This is a genomic window from Pectinatus haikarae, from assembly GCF_050916305.1.
GTDB classification, from domain to species: Bacteria; Bacillota; Negativicutes; order Selenomonadales; family Selenomonadaceae; genus Pectinatus; species Pectinatus haikarae.
Genome location: NZ_CP116940.1, coordinates 2269156 through 2292631, shown reverse-complemented (window position 1 = coordinate 2292631; position 23476 = coordinate 2269156). Strand labels below are relative to the sequence as shown.

Here is a 23476-nt window from a genome sequence, read left to right as displayed (position 1 = left end):
GTGTCTGCAAAACATATCAACAGCCGAATACGCCGGATAATAGACAGTATAAATAACAATTATATACTTCCCATAACGGCCGTAAAGATAAATAATACATTAAAAGATCTTCAGTCAGATATTAAGGATTACAGAACTCTGGAGCTGGTAGATATGAATTGTACAGAAGGAATAGCAATCTATAGGCGCAGCGTGCTTTTTCTTTTGATGGCAGCACTGAAAAAGATAGAGCCAAACGCTGAAGTGACAGTGGAGCATTCTATGAATAACGGTATATATTGCAGAATACTGCCCGTTTCTCTCGTCACAGATCAAAACATAGAAAAATTATCCGCAAAAATGCAGGAAATGATTGATCAAAACTTACCTATAGTCAAGAAATCATTAAGAAAAAAGGAAGCCATTCGTTTCTTTAAAAATAATAAGCAGGATGCGAAAGCTGCCTTAATAAAATCGTTGAAACAAGATTTCGTGAGTATTTATTGCTGCGACGACTATTATGATTATTTGTATGGACCGATGCTGCCTGAAACAAGTGAATTAAAGCTCTTCGCTATAGATTGTTATTTGTCTGGTATAGTGGTCCGCACACCAGAGCTTTCCAGTCCGTGCGAGCTGCCGCCAAAACAAAATCAGGAAAAACTTTCTGCTCTTTTAGCAGAAGCTGGTAATTGGGCTGGTATACTGCATTGCGATTATGTCAATGAACTTAACAGTTATATAAAAAACCAGCATGCCGGTGAATTGATACGCATATCTGAAGCACTTCAAGAAAAAAAAATAGCCTATATAGCTGACATAATAGCCAAAAGCACTAAAAAAAGACGTGTTATTTTCATTGCAGGTCCTTCTTCTTCGGGGAAAACGACCTTTGCGCAACGCCTGCGCATACAGCTTTTGGTCAATGGGATGCGTCCTGTTTCTCTTTCAATGGACGATTACTTCCATGATCGCGAGCATACACCCTTCACCGAAAAAGGTGAATATGACTTTGAATCATTCGGAGCAATAGACAGTGACCTTCTCAATGAACAAATTCTGGCGCTCTTGGCAGGAAAAGGAATTGATGTACCTAAATATAATTTCATCACGGGGAAAAAAGAATGGCCTGGACGCAGATTTTCTCTCTTAACTGATCAGCCTATTATAATTGAGGGCATACATGGCCTAAATCCAAATTTGACTAAATCTCTTCCTGAGGATAAAATATATAAAATCTACATAAGTGCTTTGACGCAGCTAGGGATAGACAGTCATAACAATATCCCGACTACGGTGGCCCGGCTTATACGCCGTATTGTCCGTGATTACCAATTTCGTGGATCATCCGCATTAAAGACAATCAAACAGTGGCCGGAGGTGCGTGCCGGAGAAGAAAAAAATATTTTCCCATATCAGGAAAATGCAGATATTATGTTTAATTCCGCACTTATTTATGAACTTGCCGTATTAAAAAAATATGCATATCCGCTGCTGGAAAAAATAAGCGACGAGGTTCCCGAATACAGTATGTCTAGAGAACTGCTGAATTTTTTAAGTTTTTTCCGTGATATCCGCACTGAAGATGATATTCCTAATAATTCCATTTTACGGGAATTTATCGGCAGATCGTGCTTTTTTTAAACAGCAATACAACAGCTTATTCAGGAGGTCTGATTTTGGAAATTGATATTAGTCGGAAAGTAGGTCTCACTATAAAATTTGCGTTGCCGGCAGTGATTTTTATTGCTGTCCTGCTGAATATATGCATATGGCTGTATGGTCAGCATAATGCGTATATTGAATTTTACGACGCACGTGTCGTAGGAACATTTTTACAAACGAAAACGCTCACTGACGGCACACTGGAAAAATTACTGGTAAAAGACGGGGAAGATATTACCACAGGACAAGCTATAGCACAGATACGTCCAAATGTAACACAAAAGGATATTGATAATCTGCAGCAAGCCGTTGATCAGGCACAGCAGCAGTATGATAATATGGTCAGCCTGAGTAAGCAGGGCTCGACGCGGACAATAACGCAGCCAGCTGTATCAGGTACTTCTAATGTCGATGATGGTTCATACCAGGCAGCACTGGCTAATGAAAGCAAAATGAAGAATCTTTACGATCTCGGCGCTGTGAGCAGAGCCGAATATGACAATGCAGCCGCGGCTGTTGAATCAGCCAGAGCAGCTATGGCACCACGACCTTCAGTGCCTGCGTCCAGCAGTGTAATTACCACGCCCAGCGGTGTTACACAGGAAGATCTGCAGATGTCCCAGACAAGATTAAATCAAGCGAAAATGGCGCTTGACGAAGCACAAAAGAATACCGGGCTGACAGAATTACATGCGTCAGCCAGCGGAACCGCGTATTATACAGATGCACAAGAAGGTGCCGCTGTTAGTGCAGGACAAAATATTTTAAATATCGCTACATCAAATTATCTATGGCTGGAGATAAAAACCACAGAACAGCAGGCCGTGAAATTACAGGAAGGTTCATATGCTGAATGTAAAATCAACGGAGAAAGCATTGGCGGCACTGTTGCCCAGATAATTCCGCCAGCCGCCGATGAAAAGGAATATACAGTAAAAATATTTATCCCTTCAGATAAAATGGGGGGCATGAGTCCGAACATGCTTGCCACAGTGAAAATACCAATAAAAAAATAGTGAAGAATGACAGCAGGTGAATTTATTTGCTACTAAAAAGACTGGAAGCGTATGGCTTCAAATCATTTGCCGACAGAATAGAAATTGAATTTGATAAAGGCATTACGGCTGTGGTTGGTCCGAACGGAAGCGGTAAAAGCAACATAACAGATGCTGTAAGGTGGGTGCTTGGGGAACAGAATATACGCAGTCTCCGCGGCAGCAAGGCAGAAGATATAATATTTGCCGGAAGTTCATCAAGAAAACCTTCTGGCGTTGCTCAGGTATCTTTGACATTTGATAACGAAGACGGCAGGCTGGCCCTTGACTTCCAGGAAATAACCATTTCCCGCCGACTTTTCCGCACCGGTGAAAGCGAATTTTATATCAATAAATCCCGCTGCCGACTGAAAGATATATATAACTTGTTCGCTGATACAGGTCTTGGAAAAGATTCTATAAGCGTCATCAGTCAGAATAAAGTAGATGAAGTACTTAACGCCAAACCGGAAGATCGGCGGCTTTTATTTGAAGAATGCGCCGGCATCACAAAATATCGCGATCGAAAAAAAGAATCTGTAAAAAAACTGGAAAACACACAGCAAAACGTCTTACGCATAAATGACATCATAACAGAAATAGAAAAACAGCTCGAACCGCTGTCTCTTGAAGCCGAAAGGACCGTGCGCTACAATGAATTAAAAAGTAAAAACGATACTTATCAGCTGTCATATATTCTATGCAGTTATGAAAAATTTTCCAGTGATGAGAAAAACAGTACAGAACAATTTGAATTATTACAGCAAAAGCAATCGAATATGCAGGCAGCTATGGATGTGTTGGAAGCAGAAAGTTCTTCTCTTGAGGAAAATATTGCATCACTAGAAAAAAACATGAATGATGCCGAATTTCACAATCGCAAACTCACAGAGGAAATTAACCGCAACCGCAGTAAATGCACTGTTCTTGAGGAACGAATAAAACAGAACAGTCATTCTCTGTCCGGATTGAAAGCTTCTATGGAAAATATGCATACACAAAAAAGAGAAGCTGAAGAAAAGCTGGCAGTCTTAAAAAACGCTCTTGAAATAACAGCCAAAAACAAAGTGCTTACTCAAAAAGCTCTTTTTTCTACAAATGCATCTGTAAAAAGTATAGAAGAAAAAATATATTCCAAAGAAAATTCTCTGCGGAAATACAGGCTCCAGCTCGAAGAAAACAGGCGCCGTTTCGAAGAACAGGAGCATCGGCTGACACTCCTGCGCCACGATCTGACAGAAAAAGAAAAAGTGCTTAAGGAAAAAAAGCACAATACCTTAAAATTAAACGATGATCAAAAGCTGATTTCTGAAAAGCTCGAATATGTTTATAAAGAATTATCCGTGCTTAAATCATGCAGCAAGGACATCGAAGCAAAAACAGTATCTTTGCAAAAAGAAAAAGAAACGGCTCAAGGGAAATTGCGTTCCGCAGAGGAACACAGCAAAGATTTATCACAAAATATCAACAGGATCGAAGAGCGCATAAAAATTCTTGGCAACATGCAAAAAGCATATGAAGGTTTCGGCAACGGCGCAAAAAAAATACTGACAGCTGTTGATCATTTGTGGCATGAAGGGATATGCGGACCTGTGGCTGAACTGATCAGCGTTGATCAGCCATATATTACCGCAATACAAATTGCTTTAGGCAGCAATATTCAAAATATAGTCACGGATGATACAGATACTGCCAAAAAGGCCATAGAATTTTTAAAAAGGCTAAAATTAGGACGTGTTACATTTCTGCCCGTTTCTGTCATAAAACCGCACAAAAATATACGTGAAAATCTGTTTGACTGTCCCGGTTTTATAGATTATGCCGACAAACTGGTCAAAACAGATAAGAAATATGGCGGCATCATAGAAAATCTTTTGGGCCGCACGATCATTGTTGATAATATTGATCATGCATTGGCTTTAGCAAAAAGGAAAAATTATTCTTCCCGCATAGTCACTATTGAAGGTGAAATAATTCATGCCGGCGGTGCCATGTCCGGCGGCAGTTTTAGAAAAGAGCTAAGTTTTCTGAATCGAAGTGAAGAAATAAAGCAGCTTATTGCTAAAAATGAAGTTACTGTAAGTGAGCTTCTTTTAGCCAAAACAAATTTGACACAACTGATGGCACAATTATCTTTAATTGAAAACAAAATAGAAAAAAATCACAAACAAACCCAGCAGTATAAGTTAACTTGTGCGGAAAAGGACGCAACAGCAGCACATTTGCGCACGGATATTGACAAACTGAAGCTGACTCTGAAAGAAACCGCTGCAGCGGCTGACAGATTAGAAAATGAGATAAATTCACTGAAACTGCTCTGTGAGACAGAGTCCGCTCACAACATTGGAGAAAAAAATAATACCAACGATACAGCTTACTTCGAAAAACTGGAGCAGGAAATTGCGGAATACAAGACAAAACAAAAAAAATTGCAAATGCTGCTGCTCGAACAAACTTCATCATTTGCTTCTCTGGAGCAAACTTTAAAAGGCAGCAGAGAAAAAATTGATTTGATCGAACAGGAATCTAAACGCTGTGATATATCATTGAAAAATAATCTTGCTGAACAGACAGATCATCAGACAACAATTGACGAAAGTGTCCGAGAATTACAGGAACTGCAATTCTCAAGCAAAAACTTACAGCAGCTTCATTTTTCAGGCCGGCAGGAATACGATAAAATATATAAAATGCTTATGGATACCCGTGTAAAAAATAAAGAATTGGCAGATAAACGCAAAAAAAATGCAGGAGAGATGGCTTCCGTACAGGAAATTATCCACCAGGCTGATTTAAAACTAACCAAAATCTCTTTCGAATTGAGCCAATGCGAAAAAAAATTACAGGAAGAATATCAATTGTCGCCTCAGGCTGCGTTAACACATAAAGCAGATATACCGGAAGATGTGTTGCTGAAAGAAATAAAAAGGCTGCAAAATGAATTGGCGGATATGGGTGCTGTAAATCCTAATGCTGTGAAGGAATATGATGCCTTATACGAACGCTGCAAATTTATGAAAACGCAGCTTGAAGATCTTTTGGCAGCAAAAATAAACCTGCAAAGAATAATTGATCAAATGGATCTGACCATGACTAAACAGTTTAAGGAAGCTTTTACACTGATAGGGGAATACTTTGATGATATTTTCGAAAAACTGTTTGGCGGAGGCAAGGCCAGATTGTTGCTGACTGCGCCTGACGATGTTCTTTCATCCGGTGTAGAGATAGTAGTGCAGTCACCTGGCAAAAAAACACAGAATCTTGCTCTGCTTTCTGGCGGTGAAAGGACACTTACTGTCATAGCGCTATTATTTTCTTTTCTGCAATACAGTCCGGCCCCTTTTTCGGTACTCGATGAAATAGACGCACCTCTTGATGAAGCAAATATAAGGCGGTTTGGGGCTTTCCTGAGAGATTACGCGGCAAAGACACAGTTTATTATCGTTACACACCGCCGAGGCACTATGGAAGCCGCTGATGTCATGTATGGCGTTACTATAGAAGATGCGGGTATCTCTAAAATAATTTCCGTAAAAATGGAAGAAGGAGAAAATGAATAAATGGGATTTTTTAATAAATTGAAAAGCAGCCTGACAAAAACACGGAAATCTTTTACTGAAAAAATTGAACAATTGGTTATCGGATATGCTGATATAAATGATGAGTGCCTTGATGAATTGGAGGAAATACTTATTTCCGCCGATGTCGGTGTTCATACGACAATGAAGCTTATGGATGATGTCCGTTCCGGTATAAAAAAGAAAGAAATAAATTCTCCTCAGGATCTGCATCCTTTTTTGATAAAGCATATAAGCACCATTCTTTCTTCAGGAGAAAATAGCCCTGCAGCTGCGCTGACAGGACCCACGGTTATTCTTGTTATTGGCGTAAACGGAGTGGGAAAAACTACTACCATAGGAAAGCTTGCCAAGTATTACAAAAATGAAAATAAATCTGTAATTTTGGCGGCAGCTGACACTTTTCGTGCTGCGGCGATCGATCAGCTGCAAATATGGGGCAAACGTGCCAATGCAGATGTGATAGCACATGGAGAGGGAGCAGATCCTGCCGCCGTTGTTTTTGATGCTGTAAAGGCAACCATATCACGGCAAACAGATATTCTTATTATTGATACGGCCGGTCGGCTTCATACCAAAACAAATCTTATGGATGAACTTAATAAAATGTATCGAGTCATCAAGCGTGAAATACCGGCAGCGCCGCACGAAACACTTCTTGTTCTTGATGCCACAACAGGGCAAAATGCCATACATCAGGCAGAGCTTTTCACAAAAGCTGCCCCTATATCAGGCGTCATCTTAACCAAACTTGATGGTACTGCAAAGGGCGGAGTTGTTGTGGGGATAAAGGAAGCACTGTCTATGCCCGTAAAATGGATTGGCGTAGGTGAAGGTGAGGATGATCTCCAACCCTTCAATGCAGAAGAGTTTGCTGCGGCACTATTTGAAAAGTGACACATATTAAAGAAGGCTCGCCGGAAAATTTCCGGCGAGCCTTCTTTAATATGTCATCAAGCTTCATCATCGGTAATGGCTTTCGTTCCCTGAGTACCGGTACGGATACGCATAGCATTATCAATAGTATAAACAAAAATTTTACCGTCACCAACCTGATCAGTACACAACACCTTTTGCGATACAGACAGTATCTGCTCCACAGGCACATCACAGACTACGGTTTCCAGCTTTATTTTGGGCACCAAATTTATAGAATATTCTCTTCCTCTGTAAACTTCCTTATGCCCCTTTTGCAATCCGCAGCCATAAACCTGGCTTACTGTCATTCCTTCTACACCAATGCTGTTCAATGCACTCTTTAATTCTTCCAGTTTGTTGGCACGAGTGATAATCTCTATCTTTGTCATTTTAGACATTTGTTTTCCCTCCTAAAATTATAATTTTATATTTGTTTACTATTATAAAACAAAATCAGAAGCTTTGCAGAAAAAATTATAATTTAATCTATCTTAGTAAGGTCACTTTGAATGCCGAGAGATTCACCGGTCATGATGGACTGTGAATAAGCACGTTCACCATGTTCCACGATATCAATACCCGATACTTCTTCCGCTTCATCTGCTCTGAACGGAGTAATCGCATTGACAATTTTATATAGTATAAATGTACCGATACTGCCCAAAAGATAAGCCACAATTATAGATATAATCTGTGCCGTCAAAAGATTACCGTCACCATAAAACAGACCATTGGCACCGGCCGGATTAACTGCCGTAGTAGCCCATAAACCTGTTGCAATCGCTCCCCAGGTACCGCCTATGCCATGTACACCAAAAGCATCCAACGAATCATCGTAACCAAGTTTTGCTTTTAATACTGCCACAGCAAAGTAACATACAATACCTGCAATAAGACCTATGATTACAGCAGGCATCGGTGCGACAAAACCTGCCGCCGGTGTAATGGCCACCAGACCGGCTATACATCCGGATGCAGCACCCAGAATTGTCGGTTTTCCATTCTGAATCCATTCACAGACTACCCATGATATGGTAGCCATAGCTGCCGCAGCTTGTGTAGCTACAAATGCGCTGGCAGCCAATTCATTTGCACCCAGTGCACTGCCTGCATTAAAGCCGAACCACCCGAACCAAAGAAGTGCAGCGCCCAAAACAGTCATGGGTAAATGATGCGGCAAGATTGGCAGTTTCCCATAACCGCGTCTTTTACCTATCAAAATACAAAGTGTTAATCCTGATACCCCTGACAAAATATGAATTACAAGGCCGCCGGCAAAATCCAGCGCACCCAGTTCAAAAAGTTTACCGCCGCCCCAAACCATATGAGCCATCGGATTGTATATAAAAATAGCCCATAAGAGCATAAATAAAGCATAAGCTTTAAATTTTACTCTTTCAGCGAATGCCCCTGTAATAAGAGCAGGCGTGATAACCGCAAACATACATTGGAAGATGATAAAAGCCAATTCAGGAATAGATGTGCCCGTCCAGATTTGACCGGCCGTTCCTGCCAGACCTATTTTATCAAGAGATCCTATTATACCAGGAATTACTCCAGTCGCATCATCGCCGAATGCCATCGTGTAGCCCAGTATAATCCATTCTACGGATATAAGTCCTACAATAAAGAAGCTGTGCATAATTGTAGTCAACACATTTTTACTTCTTACCATACCGCCATAAAAGAAGCCGAGACCAGGTGTCATAATGAAAACCAATGCGGCACTGACAAGCACCCATGCCGTGTCTCCGCTGTCAAGCTTAGGAGCCTCTTCAGTGGCTGCAAAGGCTATCGGTGTTGTCATTAACAGCAACATAAATGTTGATAAAAACACAGACCAGAGTTTTTTCATATAAATCTTTCCTTCCTTTTTCTATTGCAATAAGAGCATGGTACAACATTAATATTTTCCAGAATTATGATACCTTTGTCATATGCTGCACCATAAATGTCCTTTTGCAAAAATATCCTATACAACAAAAAAAGCACAGCCCCCATAACAGATATTTTCTGTTATATAGGCTGCGCTGCCTTCATGTATGATGTTATTGATTATATATTCTTCATATTTTTTTGTCAAGTACTTTATTAACTTTTTTAAGTTAATTATTCATTTATCTATTAAATAATTTGGATATCAGCAAAAATATTCATAAAAATAAAGTCCTATAACACAATAATAAAATAGATGAGAAATATTAAGTATATTCAATGACTTCAGGACTTTGTAAAGTCTCTTTCTTTGCAAGATTTAAAATACTTTAGTGGTCGGTAAAATATTTAATAGTTTTTATAAATGACATAAAATAGAAAATTATATTGTAATGTATACATAATACAAAATTAAATTTATTGCATAATTCATGAAAAAATAATAAAATAATAACTTGTGAATTATAAGTATTTATATATATCAATACAATTATATAAAGGTAAAATCAGTTTTTTATTTATTTTGTTAATTTTAAATTACAAAATTACAAAATATTTTTTTAGAATTACTGATTATATCTTGAAGGGAGTTTATTATGCATTCAGAAAAAAGATTACCTGGCTTGAGTACACAAATTCTGATCGGTCTTATTTTAGGTGCGGCCTTTGGCTATTTCTTCCCCGAAATAGGAAAACAGCTCAGACCCGTTGGTGACGGTTTCATACGTATGATAAAAATGATTATTGTGCCGCTTATTTTCAGCACATTAATAATGGGTATAGCCGGTACAGGTGATTTTAAAAAATTAGGACGTCTCGGAGGCAAGGCAATCATTTGGTTTGAACTTGCAACTACTGTTGCTTTGGCAATAGGTCTGATAGTCATCAACTTTACACAACCCGGTGTAGGTGTAAATATTGCAGTAAGTGCTGACGCGGGTGCCAAAGCAGCAGAAGCGGCACACAAATCCATCAGTATGATTGACTATGTGCTGCACATAATTCCGACTAATATAGTTGATGCTTTCGCCCGCAGTGACATGCTGCAGATAATTTTTTTCGCATGTTTTTTTGGTGTAGGGGTGGCACATATCGGCAAAGATGGTGAAAAAATTGTTTCACTGTGCCGCAGCGTGGCAGAAGCTATGTTCAAAGTGACCGGTTACGTTATGAACCTGGCTCCTATAGGTGTTTTTGCGATGATCGCATACACAGTTTCCAGTTTCGGGATAGCGATGCTGATTCCGCTGGGCAAGCTTATCCTATCAGTACTGCTTGCCACAGTTCTTTTCATAATTGTTTTAGTGACTGCTGCCAGTCTCATCACTCGTCTCAATTTTTTCCACGTATTGAAAGCCCTGAAGGAAACACTGCTGCTTTCTTTTTCCACTGCGAGCAGTGAAGCTGCCTTGCCGATCGCCATGCAGCGTCTTGAACAGCTGGGCGTCCCCAAAAATATTGTAACGTTTGTTATGCCGACAGGTTATTCCTTTAATTTAGATGGTTCTACTTTATACAGCTCCGCTACTATTTTGTTTATTGCTCAAATATATGGCATACCGCTTTCTTTGGGACAGCAGCTTTTAATCATGCTTACATTAATGCTTTCCACAAAAGGAATTGCAGGAGTTCCCGGTGCCGGTTTTATTGTTGTGGCTGCAACAGCGACAGCTTTTAATCTTCCTGCCGAGGGGGTAGCTATTATTTTGGGGATTGACCGTATTCTTGATATGATACGGACAACCTGCAATGTTTGCGGAAACTGTGTAGCTACTGTACTTGTTGCATTTTGGGAAAATGACCTGACAAAAGAAACATTTGAAAAATCATATGTGGAAAATTTTCAGTTCAAAGCTTCGCCGAAACTTCATTCATGATTATTTGAATGAATCTATTTTCATACAGCATAAACATTTAAGGCAGACAGGAATTTTTTTATTTTCCTGCCTGCTTTAATTTTGTTTAAAATTTACTGATCCTGTCCTACTAATTCAATTTATTTTCTAAAACAGATATAAAAAGCTTAATGAATATGGTAATATTTTAGATAGAAAATACAAATCAAACGGAGGAAAAGAATGTTTACGCTTCATTTTAAAAGATATTTGCAAATTTTTATTGGCTGCCTTTTAAGCGGCGCTGCCGTAAATATTTTTCTTATACCATCACAGCTTTTGTCTTCCGGCATAAGCGGGATTGCCATTATTTTATATTATATGTTCAGTCTTCCCATAGGTGTTCAGCTGATAATATATAATCTTCCTATTGTTTATCTGGCCTATAGGGTTTTTGGCAGGCTTTATGCCATTGATACGATCATAGGCATGACCTTGTTTTCATTTTCTATTGATGCGACCAGTTTTTTAGGCAGCTATAATTTCATAGATAACCGAATGCTTGGTTCAATTTTCGGCGGAGTCCTTTCCGGTATAGGATTTGGTATTATTTTTCGGGCCGATTCCAATACAGGCGGGCTTGATGTAGTGGGCGCAGTGATAAAAAAATTTTATTCCTTTGATGTCGGTACAGCCATATTTACACTTAATCTGGTGGTAATTTTTATAGGTATGGTTATGTTCGATATAAACACCGGACTTTTTACTTTGATATGCACTTATGTCTCCGCAGAAATGACGAACAAAGTTGTTGCGGGCTTCAACAGAAAAAAATCCATTATGATAATATCCCCCCGTGCTGAGCAAATTGCTCCTTTAATAATGCAGTATTTAAACAGGGGTGTGACTTTTTTCCGCGGCGAAGGCGCTTTTACCAGACAGCCAAAAAATATAATGTTTGTCGTCGTAAGTTTAACACAGGTCGGCAAAATAAAATCTATAGTCCATGCACTTGATCCTGTCGCATTTATGATTGTTTCAGATGCATCAGAAGTAGCGGGACGAGGCTTCACGCTCAAAAATATTATTCCTCAGGAAATTATAGACAGACAAAACGATTATGAGGATAATGACAGCCAATACTGAAAATCAGAGAACTCATTATTTACAGTATTACATTTAACTGGTATAATTATTTTTTAGGCATATTTACATATTATTTATAAGGAGATGAATGATAAATCTCTGCAGAGATTTATCCATATATGAGAGAAAACTATTCAGTATATCTTCCTCAATACAGTGTTGGTCCGCAGTGTTATGATGAAATAGGCGCAGTCACACGTTATTTTGGCAAAAAGGTCACTATTATCGGCGGCAAAACAGCTTTGCAGAAAGCTGAATCCTCAATAAAGAAAGCAATAGACAAAACTGATCTCGAATATCTGGACACTGTTTGGTATGGAGGCAATTCTACCGAAAACAACTTAAAAGCAATGCTGAATCATGAGGCTGTAAAAAATGCAGATATTATTTTTGGTGTCGGCGGGGGCAGGGCTGTAGATACTGCAAAAGCCGCAGCGGATACGCTTGATAAGGCTTATTTTTCTTTTCCTACCGTGGCATCAAATTGTGCTCCGACGTCGGCAATATCAGTTTTATATAACGATGATGGATCATTGTCAAGATATTATTTTACTAAAAAGTGTCCCTTGCATGTATTTATAAATACAAAAATCATCGCTGATTCTCCTGAGGAACTCTTATGGGCAGGCATAGGCGATGCTCTTTCCAAGGAATGTGAAGTTGAATTGGCTACACGAGGCAAAGCTTTATTCCATACCCCGCTTATCGGATTAAAAGCTGCAGCTGCCTGTACAGATCCTTTACTGGAATTTGGTGAGGAAGCACTCAGATCTATAAGGAAAAAACATCCCGGTTTTGAGTTTACACAGGTCATTTTAGATATTATAGTGAGCACAGGTATCGCATCCAATATGACATGTTCGGCTGTAAACAACAAAATTGAATATTATTATAATTCCTCATTGGCGCATTGTTTTTATAATGCTTACATGGCTCTCCCGCAGGGACATGATTACCGCCATGGCGCAGTCGTTTCCTATGGTGTGCTTGTATTGCTTACATACGACGGACAAATAGAAATGCGTGATAAGATCGCTGCTTTCAATAAAAAACTTGGTCTGCCGGTAACTTTGGAAGAAATCGGGATCAGTGAAGAACACGAAATTGACGTAATTATAGAAAAGGCTCCCGAAATAAATGAATGGACCTGCGTTCCCTACAAGGCAGATCAAAAGAAATACAAAGAAGCTATTTTAGCTGTCAATGAATACGGTAAAAGTCTATAAAGAATATTGCATAAAAAAGCTGCCCTCCGCCAGTTTAGATTTAAATCTAAACTGGCGGAGGGCAGCTTTTTTATGTAAAATCCATGCTTTTCAAATTTAAATGTTCATATTTTTTATATAACTTGCCAAAACATCTACTCTCTGTTCACGCAGCCATTCGCCTATCTGTTTTCCTTTTAAGAACGCCGGCCGTTTTTCCATATCTATGGAGTGAAACAATTCAAGTATCAAATGAATATTCTTCAGATAAGCAGGCAGCATTTTATTATCTGCACTGATAATAGTGCAAAAACCATCTGCACCGAGCGGATTTTTTTCTATTGCAATGAGCAGATCTACTATTTTTCCAAACTTAACCAATCGAGCTGCCCGCATATGTTCCCTTATTGTAAACGAAGCTCCATAATACCAATGTGAAGGCAGCGTCATTCGTTTATGCCATCGATCAAGGGCAATAATTCCGCTTTTTTCATGTCCATAATGGTGGGGCAGCATATTTTGAGGTGTAAGCCCTTTCCCCAAGTCATGACAAAGAGCTGCAAAACGTACGGCAGCATCATCTGTACTTGCCGCGACTGTATCAAGAATAAGCATTGTATGCTCAAAGCTGTCTCCTTCCGGATGATAAAAGCAAGGCTGAGTCTGTCCCGCCAGAGCAGCTATTTCAGGAAATACAATATCCAGCAATGCAGCCTTCTTCAAATAGCGAAAAAAAACAGAAGGAGTTTGCGCGGACAGCGCACGGGATAGTTCATTCATAATGCGTTCTGCAGGTTCTCCCCGCAATTCGGCACCGCATTCTTTCATTTGTTTTACAGTAGCTTCTTCTATAGTAAAATCAAATTCAGCAGCCTGTCGGGCAGCACGCAGTGCCCTGACAGGATCCTCCTGAAAATGTATCGATGTTGCACAGATAATTTTATTCTTGATATCTTCACCGCCGCTGAAAGGATCTATTATTATTTTTTCCGGCAGCTTAAAGGCAATGCTGTTCATACGGCTGTCACGCCGAAACAAATCATCCTCTATGGCAATATCTTCATTATAGCTGACTGTAAACCCCTTGTATCCATGCCCGTGTTTTAATTCTCTTCTGGCGAAAGCAATCTCACATTTTTTTCCGTCAACTTCGAGTAAATACACCGGAAAAGCTCTACCGACTTTTTTTGCATCAGGAAAAAGCATGCAAAAATCAATTTCCCGCATCTTGCATAAAACATAATCTTTATCCTTTGGCATTTTTCCTGCCAGCTTATCTCTTATCCATCCGCCTACTATATATATTTCACCGCCGTGTGCAGTTATATACTCGACCATTTGTTCTTCCGTCAAAACATATTGCCTCCAGAAATATATCCTTATCAGTTTATACGGCGTGCTCCCTTATTATCTATATCCAGAATAAGGTAATGTGAATCTACCTGATATTTACTGAAGGCAGCTACCATCGCCCTGCCTATCTGTTCTTCTTCATGCACGGCAAAAGCTATCAGCGAAGGTCCGGCGCCGCTTATGGCAGTGCCAAGCGCTCCTGCCGCTTTTGCAGCATCAAAAACTTCATACATGCCGGGAATCAGGTCTGCTCTGTACGGTTGATGTAATTTATCATTAAAAGAATGTGAGAGGACATCAATATTTCCCGTACACATAGCTGCTATAAGACTGGATACATGCGCTACATTGAATACTGCATCACTCATTGAAACAAATTCGGGAAGAGCTTTTCTGGCCTTTTTGGTAGAAAGAAAAAATTCCGGTACGGCTACTATCATTTTCAAATCAATTTTGGGCAGAAAGGAAAGCGTCTTCACCACATTTTGTTCACACAAGCTGACCGTCATTCCACCAAAAATTGCCGGTGCCACATTGTCCGGATGGCCCTCCAGTGCAGTAGCCATTTCCAGTACAGATTGCCGGTCAAAAGGTTCACCGAGTGCACAATTCGCTGCAGTAATACCGGCAACTATTGCAGCGGCGCTGCTCCCCAAGCCACGAGAAAGCGGAATATTATTATGCATCTTAATTTGTGCGCCTTCGTAAGCAGCGTCTGTTTTTTCTACTACACTTTTTACTACTTTCCATATGAGATTTTTATCATTTTCCGGTAGATATCCCGTGCCTTCACCGGATATTTCTATTTCCAGCTTATTTTCTCTTAAAAGAGTAAGTTCTAATTCATTATAAATATTGCAGGCTATTCCCAAGGCGTCAAAACCCGGACCGCAGTTGGCCGTTGTCGCGGGGACCTGCACTTTTACGGTTTCACTTTTATTCAATATATTATGCCTCCTGACCTGTAGGTTCTTCTACACGGATCACGTTGCATATTTTATCAACTGCGGACAATTTATTAAGTACCTGCTCAGCTTGGCGGATTTTCGCTTCCTCCACTTTATGGGTCACAGCTACTATTTCCGCTTTATTCTTAACTTTCCTTTTTTGAATCACTGCACTCAGACTGACACCTGTCTGCCCGAATGCCATGGCAATCGCACCGAGAACTCCCGGCTGGTCATCAACCAGAAGACGTACATAATACGATGACACAGTCTGCTCAATAGGACAGAAATTTTTATGTTCATAACAGGTGCAGCGTATCCTGCCAAAACGGTCCTTCACTATATCTCTTGCCACATCAACAACATCTGCGATCACAGCCGAAGCGGTAGGCAATTGTCCTGCTCCGCGTCCATAAAACATCGTTTCCCCGACTGCATTGCCCTTTACAAAAATAGCATTGAATTCATTGCGGACAGCAGCAAGAGGATGGGACTGAGGCAAAAGAGCCGGATGAACTCTGACATCTATGCCCTTTTCGTCATCTCGTGAAATTGATAATAATTTTATTGTGTAACCTAATTCCTTGGCATAAGCAATATCCTCAGGAGTTATTTTAGTTATGCCCTCAACATGGACTTTATCTAAGCCGACTCTGCTGTTAAACGCTATGGAAGCTAAAATAGCTGTTTTGCGGGCTGCATCCAGGCCGCCCACATCGGCAGTCGGATCCGCCTCCGCATAACCTTTTTCCTGTGCCGCTTTTAAAACTTCATCGTAGCTCGCGCCTTCTTCACTCATTTTAGTGAGCATATAGTTGGTAGTCCCGTTGACAATACCAATTACCTCTGTCAGTTTATTTGCCGTAAGGCACTGCTTCAAAGGTGTGATGATAGGTATTCCTCCGCCGACACTGGCTTCAAACATGAAATCAACATCGCTGGCTTCTGCGGCGGCAAACATATCTTTACCAAATTGAGCAACCACGTCTTTATTGGCTGTCACTACATTTTTGCCCGACTGCATAGCCCGCAGCATATATTCACGTGCCGGATGTATTCCGCCAAGCAGTTCAATAACAATCTTTATCTCAGGATCATTCAAAATATCCTCTATATTATCTGTAACAGAAATAGACTGAGGTAAATCACGCTTTTTTTGAGCATCCCGTACCAACACACGTGAAATGATAATTTGTGCACCGACCTTTGGTGTTATTTCTTCAGCATTTTCTGCCAAAACTTTAATAACACCCGTACCTACTGTACCGCAGCCTAAAAGACCGACTTTTATAATACCACTCATTTAGTAAATATCCTTTCAAACGGCTTATGCCTGTCCCACTATTTCCAGTCGTCTTACTCCTTCGACCACACGGAGCTTATCGAGCAGGGCTTCAAGATCAATGTTCATATTTTCTGTTTCAATAGATAAAGTAACGTTGGCCATTCCCTGCAAAGGCAGCCCTTGATTGATCGTCAGTATATTTGCCGAATCGGACGATATTATATTCAGCACTTTTGACAGTACACCTTTTTTATGATCCAGCATAAAGGAAATTGATACTATCTTATTAAGGCTGGCTTCATAAAAAGGAAATACAGAATCTTTGTATTTATAGTAAGCACTGCGTGATAAGCCTGTAGAAGCTATTGCTTCATTTATTGTAGCTGCATCACCACGCTTAAGCATTTCATTGACTTTGATGGTTTTCTTTATTGCAGTAGGCAGAATATCTTCCTTTACAAGGAAAAACCCTGTATTTTTATTATTGATAATCTGTTTTCTTTTTCGCATTTAAATCCTCCGTGTTTATAGAATGGATAATATTATTCTCAGGGAGGAATCTCCCCGTGCTATTATAACGTGTTTTCAATGTTTTTTCTACCCCCTAGACAATATAATCTTACTGTTTTTTATATAAAAAAATTATTATAAGCTAGTGAAATTTTTAAATTGTATAAAAATATACACTCATGATGGAATAAAAAAAATTTTTTGCATGCATAGTATAACTATTTTCTTTTGTAAAAATGTTCTGCATCTATATTAATGAACTTGAATCATTTCACAGCAATAGCTGAACGAAAAGACTCTGCCGGTGGCAGAGCCTTTTCGTTCAGCTATTGCTTATGTCAATGCAGCGGAAGTGTGGGGGAGACCTCACTTCAAATATGCATTTGAACCAAAATATGTTAGTAAAATCATTTCTTGGATACAAAAACTTTCATTAGGCCCGAGTCCGTATACTGCGATCGCAGCTTCAGCTCCAGCGGTTCAAGTACATTCTCAAACCAGCGCGGTATATGAGTGCAGTTAATTTCAAGCACTTCAAAATTTCTCTTTTCCAAAAAAGGAATAAGCACATCGCTGGAATGAATATTATGATTTGACATTACTTCACAAATATCTATAAAATAATGACCTCTTCCCTTTGATACAGGATGATAGTCTGCCGCCGTCTGTGGTTTTTGGGCAGTTTTTTTCATGCCGCCGGCATGCTCCAATTCTGCGACCTGCCAAAGCACTTTTTCTGCGATACCTTCGAGACGCCAAAGATGGTAACCTGCATCTTCGAATATCATACGGTATATGGCCTTTCCGTCTTTTGCGAGCAGGATATGACAATCTGTGATAGTGCTGATATATTTTCGTAAAATTTTTCTTATCTGTGCTGCATCAGTGATATCTATCAAAGAATATTCACATTTTTCTATTTCATGCCATGCTGCGTGTTTATCCTGTTCATACAAGATAAGGTTACCCGATTCATTCATAGCAATGGTTCTGCCGTCATTATCCACCAAAGCTGCTATTCTCACAATAATTCACCATTCCTTATGAAAATCGGTCAAATATCTACAAAGCAGCAACACCGGTTTCTTCTGTACGGATGCGTATTGATTCTTCAAGAGGCATGATAAAAATTTTCCCGTCACCTATGCCGTAGTTTGTGCGGTTTACTTTTATTATTGCCTGTACTACTTTATCAGCATCAGCATCAGACACCAAAACAATCACCACTCTGCAGGGAAATGTCCTGGCTCCATTGATAAATTCTGTCATCAGCAATTCTGATTTATTATCGGCAGGATCAACCTTGGCTATAGACATTTTCCTTTTCGCGAGCAGCGTCTCATCTGTCACCCGCTTGCCTCTGCCTACTGCCTTGAAAGCAGTGAAACCTGGTATACCTATCTCCAATAAAGCCTTTTTAGTAGGACCTATTTTTTCTATGCGAATGGCAGCTATTATTTCTTTCATCACAGTGCCTCCGTCATAAGCCTGGTTTTCCGCTGGAAACAGTATAAACCTGTTCTAAACGGCTGATAAAAATCTTTCCGTCGCCGAAAGCTCCGCCATTGTCACTTTTCGCATACTTGATTATAATACCGACAACAGCTTCTCTGGCGGTATCTTCTACACCCAGCATCAGCATACATTTTGGTATTTCATCATAAATGCGTTCACCAAATTTTATCCCCTGCTGTTTACCGCGCCCAACAACATCGACAACAGTTACGGAATGGAAACCTGCTTTCGAAAGTTCTTCCAATAATAGCTCTTTCTTTTCCGGCCGGACAAATGCCTTAATCATTAACATAATGACACTTCCTTTCAAAATGGCTTGATCATGCAGCGATTATTTACTGTCACTTTATACTCTTAAACTCTGCTTTCGGACAAATTATCCAAAAATTTTTTCATATATTTTTGAATCGGTTCAAGCATAGGAATGTTATTCAAAATATATTCGGACGTTTGAACGTAATCACCGACAGTCATTTCGTCAGAGCAATGATGCAACAAATCTTTTATGGTATTTTCGCCGATCTCCAGATGAAATTGAAAGGCATAAACTGTCCCGCCATAGACAAAAGCCTGCTGTTTGCAGCCTTTACTCTGAGCAATGCTATAGGCATTGGGCGGCAATTGGCTGAATGTATCACCATGCCACTGAAATACAGTCATCTCTTCGGGAAAATCAGAGAATACCGATTCTTTTTTTATATTTTCATTGAATGTCACGGGCAGCCAGCCAATTTCTTTCTGCTCGTTTTTTGTTACTTTACCGCCCAAAACATCAGCTGCCAACTGAGCCCCCAGACATATTCCAATGACTATTTTACCGCTGTTTATACTTTGCAGAATAAATTCCTTTTCTTTTTTCAGCCAAGGATATTTATCTTCTTCGTAAATATTCATCGGACCGCCCATGACAATCAGCCAATCAAAATCTTTCTGAGCAGGAAAAGCATCCTCCTGATATATTTGCGTGTTGCTCAGCGGGTAACCATGTTCCTGCGCCCAATCCAAAATAATTCCCGGATGTTCAAAAGGAACATGCTGAATATAATGCAGTCTCATTAATGTTTTCCTCTCGGCAAAATGCATACATTTACTTACTGGACAGGTATTACCACATATTGAGAAGCCATTCCTTATTTTGGGTATATTCCATATCCGTAAACCATACATTAGCCATTTTTTCAGCCAGAAGCATGGCGCCTTCATATCCTACTGTAGCTTCTCTGTGATATCCGGCCCTGTCAAATACGGGGAAACCGACTCTCACCAACGGAACTTTATTATCCATTGCGATGAATCTTCCCTTGGAATGACCTAAAATAAGATCAAGCTTCAACCCTTTATTCTGCAAGCGATCTCCCAAATCCCATAAATCGGCATTGGTAACAATTTCCATATCGTAATCGACATTTTCCTGCAGCGCTTTAATACGGGAATCTTCACCATATTTGGTATTGTCATCCCCCAAAAGCAGCAGAACAGGTTTCATTTCTAAATCCAGGCAGAATTCTGCAAGACCTATAACAAGATCCGGATGACCATAGATAGCCACACGCTTATCCGCCAAAAACATATGTGCCACATCAGTAATCGCATCAATTGCAATGCCGCGTTCCTTTACAAGCGATGCCGGGATGGATTTGCCTGTAAGTTTTTTGACATTTTCCAAAAAAGTATCAGTGTTGCGTATACCGATAGGAGACGGTCCTATTACCGTAGGAATATCAAACTCATTTTCAAGATATTGTGCCGCTTTACCCACTTCATAACGATTAAGTGCTATCGTGCCTATTGCGCTGCCCGTATTTTCCAAGTCTTCCATAGTTGTGCTGCCATGTGCCACATGATTGCCGTCAGGCATGAGGGGTGCGTCAAATTCCTCAATATCAAAAATCACGTTAGCTTCTACATCCATTTCCGTCAGCAAATGCTTCAAGGTGCGTACATCGCCCGGATTCTGCCAGCCAGTCAGCAGATTCAGCTTTTTTGCTGCTTTATCTTTCTTGGCGAAATGTTTTATGATTTCTTCCACTGCTACATCATAGCCTGTCACATGACTGCCTTTAAAGCTTGGCGTATGAATAGGAATAAGATGCACTTCACGGCCGGCATACTTTTCTTTCAACAGTCCTTCATTAAGTTTCGTGACTACACCATCAACATCGTCACCGATTACTTCTGTTGAGCAGGTGGTTATTATGGGCACTATCTTAACATCCGGATAACGCATCAAGAGAACGTCGACTGCCTCTTCTACACGATGAACGCCTCCGAAAACAGCTGCATCTTCATGCAGAGAGGAAGATGCCAGCTCAAAGCTTTCCTTATAATGCTGGGAGAACCACAACCGCACGAACATTACACACCCTTGTCCACCATGCACGATCCCGATACAATCCTTTATACCAATACTGGCATATTGCGCGCCTGCCGGCTGACAGGTGAATATAGGATTTATTACACCTGTGCGCTCTTTTTCCTTTAATTCACAAGGCATTGCTGCGCCCCCCTTTTTCTTTGAACATACGTATGCAAATTTAACACAGCCAATACGGGATATGTCCGTTCCTGTCTGCCATTTCCAATCATTGCGGACAGGAGTGGACAATCCATCAGGCAAAATGATTTTTAATAATTAGGATTTTTCAGCTCTTCATTAAGCGAATTTGTAATCAGCTGGTAATCGAGTGTCTCTTTCAGCTTGCCCATCATGGCTTTTATATCATTGTCATTCATTTTCTGCAGCCAGGGAAAGCATTGCCATTCGTTTACCAATTCCTGTGCTTCAGCCCAGTAACAGCGATCCGCTAAAGTTTCTCTGCTGGTTTCTTCTTTGCAGAGTATCTGCGTAGCTTTGCCGATAATATTTTCGTTTTGTGATTTTCTATCCCACCCGCGGGAATTAAACTGCCAGAGGCAATTTTTCATAATATAATTCATCAGCGTATCTTTTCCGGCTTCTATAGTCATTTCCACGGTAATCTGCAACTCCTTTGTATAATTTAGACTGCCGCCTGTTTTCCCTTCATCGGATATTGTGGATATTCTCTGTCGCGCAGTCGTTTCAGGCTGTCGAATTCTCCCGTATATTCATGCATTTCTTTGGAATTCACAATAGATTCATCCAACTGCGTATCGGAAAACATTTGCCGTGTCATAAAGCCTTTATCTGTTTCTATTTCATCCTTGCTTATATCAACAAATGCCAATTGATGAATAGGTGAATATATTGCGTTATAAAGATCTCTGGCAAGTCGCACCCAACCTTCAAAACCTTTATACGGTCCGTTGTTATAAGCATGGACATTGACATAGGGAACCCGTATTTTTTTTGCTACTTCCCCCGGACGTTTCCCTGTGACTATAACATCCGGCTTTAACTTATACATTGCTTCAATACATTCAAGTTCGTTTGGATCATCAATTGCCAAAGCACCGACTTCGCACCGGGAAACACCTTTTTCCATGTCACCCTGATGTCCGAATTTGGTATATACGGATACTACTTCCAATCCCATTTCTTCATGAATGACATGAGCCCAATGCCAGAGTTTTGACCCACCCGGCCACAAGCATATCTTTTTACCCTTAAGTCTTGCCGCATACCAATCAAGTTCGGGTTTCCAGCGTTTTGTTTCTTCTTCTATAATGGCCTCAGCTCTGTCCTCAATACCAAAGAATAAGCCAATTTTACGCAAAGAGCCTGACAATGACTTAAAGCCAAAACCGTCAATATCCATACGCGGAATACCATAGCGTTTACGCAGTTCATCGCAGATATACTCTGCGGACCGGGCACATTCCAGTACATTGAGCTTTGCTCTATGCATAGCCCTCAAATCATCATAGGAGCCGTTTCCCGTAAATGTTGAGAGAATCTGTATACCCATTCTTTTAAAGTAATCCTGCATAATCTGCTGATCACCCTGAATATTGTATTCTCCTACATAATTAATTACAAAATCGCTTGTAATTGTAGGCTCTACCTGACCTACTTTGTCATTCACCCATGCAATATTGATTTTATGATGGCCTCCTGACTGACTTGGTCCGGCAAATCCAGGAGAATTACATACAAAGATATCTACATCCGGCATTTCATCCATTACTTCCTGAGAGATTGCCTTGATATCATCTCCGATCAATGCAGAAGCGCAGGTCTGATAAATAGTCATCCGCTTTATTTTTGGAAAGGCTTTGAATGCTTCAAGAATATTATTTTTTAATACCTTTTCCGCACCAAAAACTATATGCTTTTCTTTCATATCGGAGGCAAAAGTATATTTTATCTGAAAATTATCATTATCACTTATATACCTTTTGGTCTGCCACGTATCATAGGTGCAGCCTATAGGCCCGTGGCTGAGGTGAATAACATCTTTCATCGGCGTACCTATAACATGTTTAGCACCACAATAAGCACATCCGCGTTCGGACAATGTACCAGGAATAGTATTAAGATATCCCAATGGCAGCGCATCAGATAAATTTTCATCTTTTCCTTTATCTACGGCGTGCTTTATTCTTTCCGGTATGCATTTGCTGCATTCAAACTCATGATATGGCATTTCTAT

Annotated in this window: 20 protein-coding genes; 7 read left to right on the top strand and 13 right to left on the bottom strand. The window is 40.1% G+C overall.

Annotated elements, in window-relative coordinates; all coding sequences use genetic code 11:
* From NXG61_RS11105 to ftsY, 4 genes are read left to right on the top strand one after another with little or no spacing between them, the layout of a single operon-like run.
* Window positions 1-1623, top strand: coding sequence for a nucleoside kinase (locus NXG61_RS11105; protein ID WP_307225212.1), 1623 nt, complete (start codon window positions 1-3; stop codon window positions 1621-1623).
* A 35-nt stretch (window positions 1624-1658) separates the two neighbouring features.
* Entirely contained in the window at window positions 1659-2660 is a 1002-nt protein-coding gene (locus NXG61_RS11100) for an HlyD family secretion protein (protein WP_307225213.1), read from the top strand.
* A 26-nt stretch (window positions 2661-2686) separates the two neighbouring features.
* Entirely contained in the window at window positions 2687-6238 is a 3552-nt protein-coding gene (gene smc, locus NXG61_RS11095) for a chromosome segregation protein SMC (RefSeq protein ID WP_307225214.1), read from the top strand.
* The gene (ftsY, locus tag NXG61_RS11090; RefSeq protein WP_307225215.1) at window positions 6239-7153 is read left to right on the top strand and encodes a signal recognition particle-docking protein FtsY; all 915 of its coding nucleotides are present in this window, start codon (window positions 6239-6241) and stop codon (window positions 7151-7153) included.
* Between the two features lie 56 nt (window positions 7154-7209).
* On the opposite strand, the gene NXG61_RS11085 is transcribed toward ftsY, so the two are convergent.
* Both NXG61_RS11085 and NXG61_RS11080 read right to left on the bottom strand, forming a co-directional pair.
* Window positions 7210-7572: a P-II family nitrogen regulator gene (locus NXG61_RS11085; RefSeq protein ID WP_196603865.1), complete on the bottom strand. Its 363-nt coding sequence runs from the start codon at window positions 7570-7572 to the stop codon at window positions 7210-7212.
* 83 nt (window positions 7573-7655) lie between these two features.
* Window positions 7656-9029 (bottom strand): ammonium transporter, encoded by a 1374-nt coding sequence (locus NXG61_RS11080; protein WP_196603866.1) that lies wholly within the window; start codon window positions 9027-9029, stop codon window positions 7656-7658.
* Window positions 9030-9705: 676 nt separating this feature from the next.
* Between NXG61_RS11080 and NXG61_RS11075 the strand changes: the two genes are divergently transcribed.
* The 3 genes from NXG61_RS11075 to NXG61_RS11065 all read left to right on the top strand — a co-directional run bounded on the left by NXG61_RS11075 (window position 9706) and on the right by NXG61_RS11065 (window position 13316).
* A complete protein-coding gene (locus NXG61_RS11075) occupies window positions 9706-10986 on the top strand; it encodes a dicarboxylate/amino acid:cation symporter (protein WP_307225216.1) in 1281 nt (426 codons plus the stop codon).
* Window positions 10987-11187: 201 nt separating this feature from the next.
* Window positions 11188-12090: a YitT family protein gene (locus tag NXG61_RS11070; protein ID WP_196603868.1), complete on the top strand. Its 903-nt coding sequence runs from the start codon at window positions 11188-11190 to the stop codon at window positions 12088-12090.
* A gap of 119 nt (window positions 12091-12209) precedes the next feature.
* The gene (locus NXG61_RS11065) at window positions 12210-13316 is read left to right on the top strand and encodes an iron-containing alcohol dehydrogenase family protein (RefSeq protein ID WP_307225217.1); all 1107 of its coding nucleotides are present in this window, start codon (window positions 12210-12212) and stop codon (window positions 13314-13316) included.
* A gap of 96 nt (window positions 13317-13412) precedes the next feature.
* Here the strand turns inward: NXG61_RS11065 and NXG61_RS11060 are convergent, their stop codons facing one another.
* From NXG61_RS11060 to anfD, 11 genes are all read right to left on the bottom strand, one after another.
* Window positions 13413-14648 (bottom strand): HD domain-containing protein, encoded by a 1236-nt coding sequence (locus NXG61_RS11060; protein ID WP_307225218.1) that lies wholly within the window; start codon window positions 14646-14648, stop codon window positions 13413-13415.
* A 29-nt stretch (window positions 14649-14677) separates the two neighbouring features.
* Window positions 14678-15595, bottom strand: a complete 918-nt coding sequence (gene thrB / locus NXG61_RS11055) for a homoserine kinase (protein WP_307225226.1) — start codon at window positions 15593-15595, stop codon at window positions 14678-14680.
* A 1-nt stretch (window position 15596) separates the two neighbouring features.
* Window positions 15597-16898 carry a homoserine dehydrogenase gene (locus NXG61_RS11050; RefSeq protein WP_307225219.1) on the bottom strand — a complete coding sequence of 434 codons (1302 nt, stop codon included), beginning with the start codon at window positions 16896-16898 and terminating at the stop codon, window positions 15597-15599.
* A gap of 24 nt (window positions 16899-16922) precedes the next feature.
* On the bottom strand, window positions 16923-17390 hold the full coding sequence (locus NXG61_RS11045) for an ACT domain-containing protein (protein ID WP_196603871.1): 468 nt from the start codon (window positions 17388-17390) through the stop codon (window positions 16923-16925).
* Window positions 17391-17797: 407 nt separating this feature from the next.
* Complete coding sequence (locus NXG61_RS11040) at window positions 17798-18415, bottom strand: Fe-only nitrogenase accessory AnfO family protein (protein WP_307225220.1); 618 nt, start codon at window positions 18413-18415, stop codon at window positions 17798-17800.
* Window positions 18416-18452: 37 nt separating this feature from the next.
* On the bottom strand, window positions 18453-18857 hold the full coding sequence (locus NXG61_RS11035) for a P-II family nitrogen regulator (RefSeq protein WP_307225221.1): 405 nt from the start codon (window positions 18855-18857) through the stop codon (window positions 18453-18455).
* 13 nt (window positions 18858-18870) lie between these two features.
* Window positions 18871-19197: a P-II family nitrogen regulator gene (locus NXG61_RS11030; RefSeq protein ID WP_196603874.1), complete on the bottom strand. Its 327-nt coding sequence runs from the start codon at window positions 19195-19197 to the stop codon at window positions 18871-18873.
* A gap of 62 nt (window positions 19198-19259) precedes the next feature.
* Window positions 19260-19961 carry a type 1 glutamine amidotransferase gene (locus tag NXG61_RS11025; protein ID WP_196603875.1) on the bottom strand — a complete coding sequence of 234 codons (702 nt, stop codon included), beginning with the start codon at window positions 19959-19961 and terminating at the stop codon, window positions 19260-19262.
* 49 nt (window positions 19962-20010) lie between these two features.
* A complete protein-coding gene (anfK, locus tag NXG61_RS11020) occupies window positions 20011-21399 on the bottom strand; it encodes a Fe-only nitrogenase subunit beta (RefSeq protein WP_196603876.1) in 1389 nt (462 codons plus the stop codon).
* A gap of 131 nt (window positions 21400-21530) precedes the next feature.
* The gene (gene anfG / locus NXG61_RS11015; RefSeq protein WP_231038504.1) at window positions 21531-21872 is read right to left on the bottom strand and encodes a Fe-only nitrogenase subunit delta; all 342 of its coding nucleotides are present in this window, start codon (window positions 21870-21872) and stop codon (window positions 21531-21533) included.
* A 32-nt stretch (window positions 21873-21904) separates the two neighbouring features.
* Window positions 21905-23470 (bottom strand): nitrogenase iron-iron protein, alpha chain, encoded by a 1566-nt coding sequence (anfD, locus tag NXG61_RS11010; RefSeq protein WP_196603878.1) that lies wholly within the window; start codon window positions 23468-23470, stop codon window positions 21905-21907.
* Window positions 23471-23476 lie beyond the last annotated feature (6 nt).

What these genes read in the sequence shown, in the direction of transcription:
- ftsY (WP_307225215.1), top strand. Translation starts at nt 6,239, where the DNA reads ATGGGATTTTTTAATAAATTGAAAAGCAGCCTGACAAAAACACGGAAA.
- NXG61_RS11085 (WP_196603865.1), bottom strand. Translation starts at nt 7,572, where the DNA reads ATGTCTAAAATGACAAAGATAGAGATTATCACTCGTGCCAACAAACTG.
- NXG61_RS11080 (WP_196603866.1), bottom strand. Translation starts at nt 9,029, where the DNA reads ATGAAAAAACTCTGGTCTGTGTTTTTATCAACATTTATGTTGCTGTTA.
- NXG61_RS11075 (WP_307225216.1), top strand. Translation starts at nt 9,706, where the DNA reads ATGCATTCAGAAAAAAGATTACCTGGCTTGAGTACACAAATTCTGATC.
- NXG61_RS11070 (WP_196603868.1), top strand. Translation starts at nt 11,188, where the DNA reads ATGTTTACGCTTCATTTTAAAAGATATTTGCAAATTTTTATTGGCTGC.
- NXG61_RS11065 (WP_307225217.1), top strand. Translation starts at nt 12,210, where the DNA reads ATGAGAGAAAACTATTCAGTATATCTTCCTCAATACAGTGTTGGTCCG.
- NXG61_RS11050 (WP_307225219.1), bottom strand. Translation starts at nt 16,898, where the DNA reads ATGAGTGGTATTATAAAAGTCGGTCTTTTAGGCTGCGGTACAGTAGGT.
- NXG61_RS11045 (WP_196603871.1), bottom strand. Translation starts at nt 17,390, where the DNA reads ATGCGAAAAAGAAAACAGATTATCAATAATAAAAATACAGGGTTTTTC.
- NXG61_RS11035 (WP_307225221.1), bottom strand. Translation starts at nt 18,857, where the DNA reads ATGAAAGAAATAATAGCTGCCATTCGCATAGAAAAAATAGGTCCTACT.
- NXG61_RS11030 (WP_196603874.1), bottom strand. Translation starts at nt 19,197, where the DNA reads ATGTTAATGATTAAGGCATTTGTCCGGCCGGAAAAGAAAGAGCTATTA.
- NXG61_RS11025 (WP_196603875.1), bottom strand. Translation starts at nt 19,961, where the DNA reads ATGAGACTGCATTATATTCAGCATGTTCCTTTTGAACATCCGGGAATT.
- anfK (WP_196603876.1), bottom strand. Translation starts at nt 21,399, where the DNA reads ATGCCTTGTGAATTAAAGGAAAAAGAGCGCACAGGTGTAATAAATCCT.
- anfG (WP_231038504.1), bottom strand. Translation starts at nt 21,872, where the DNA reads ATGACTATAGAAGCCGGAAAAGATACGCTGATGAATTATATTATGAAA.
- anfD (WP_196603878.1), bottom strand. Translation starts at nt 23,470, where the DNA reads ATGCCATATCATGAGTTTGAATGCAGCAAATGCATACCGGAAAGAATA.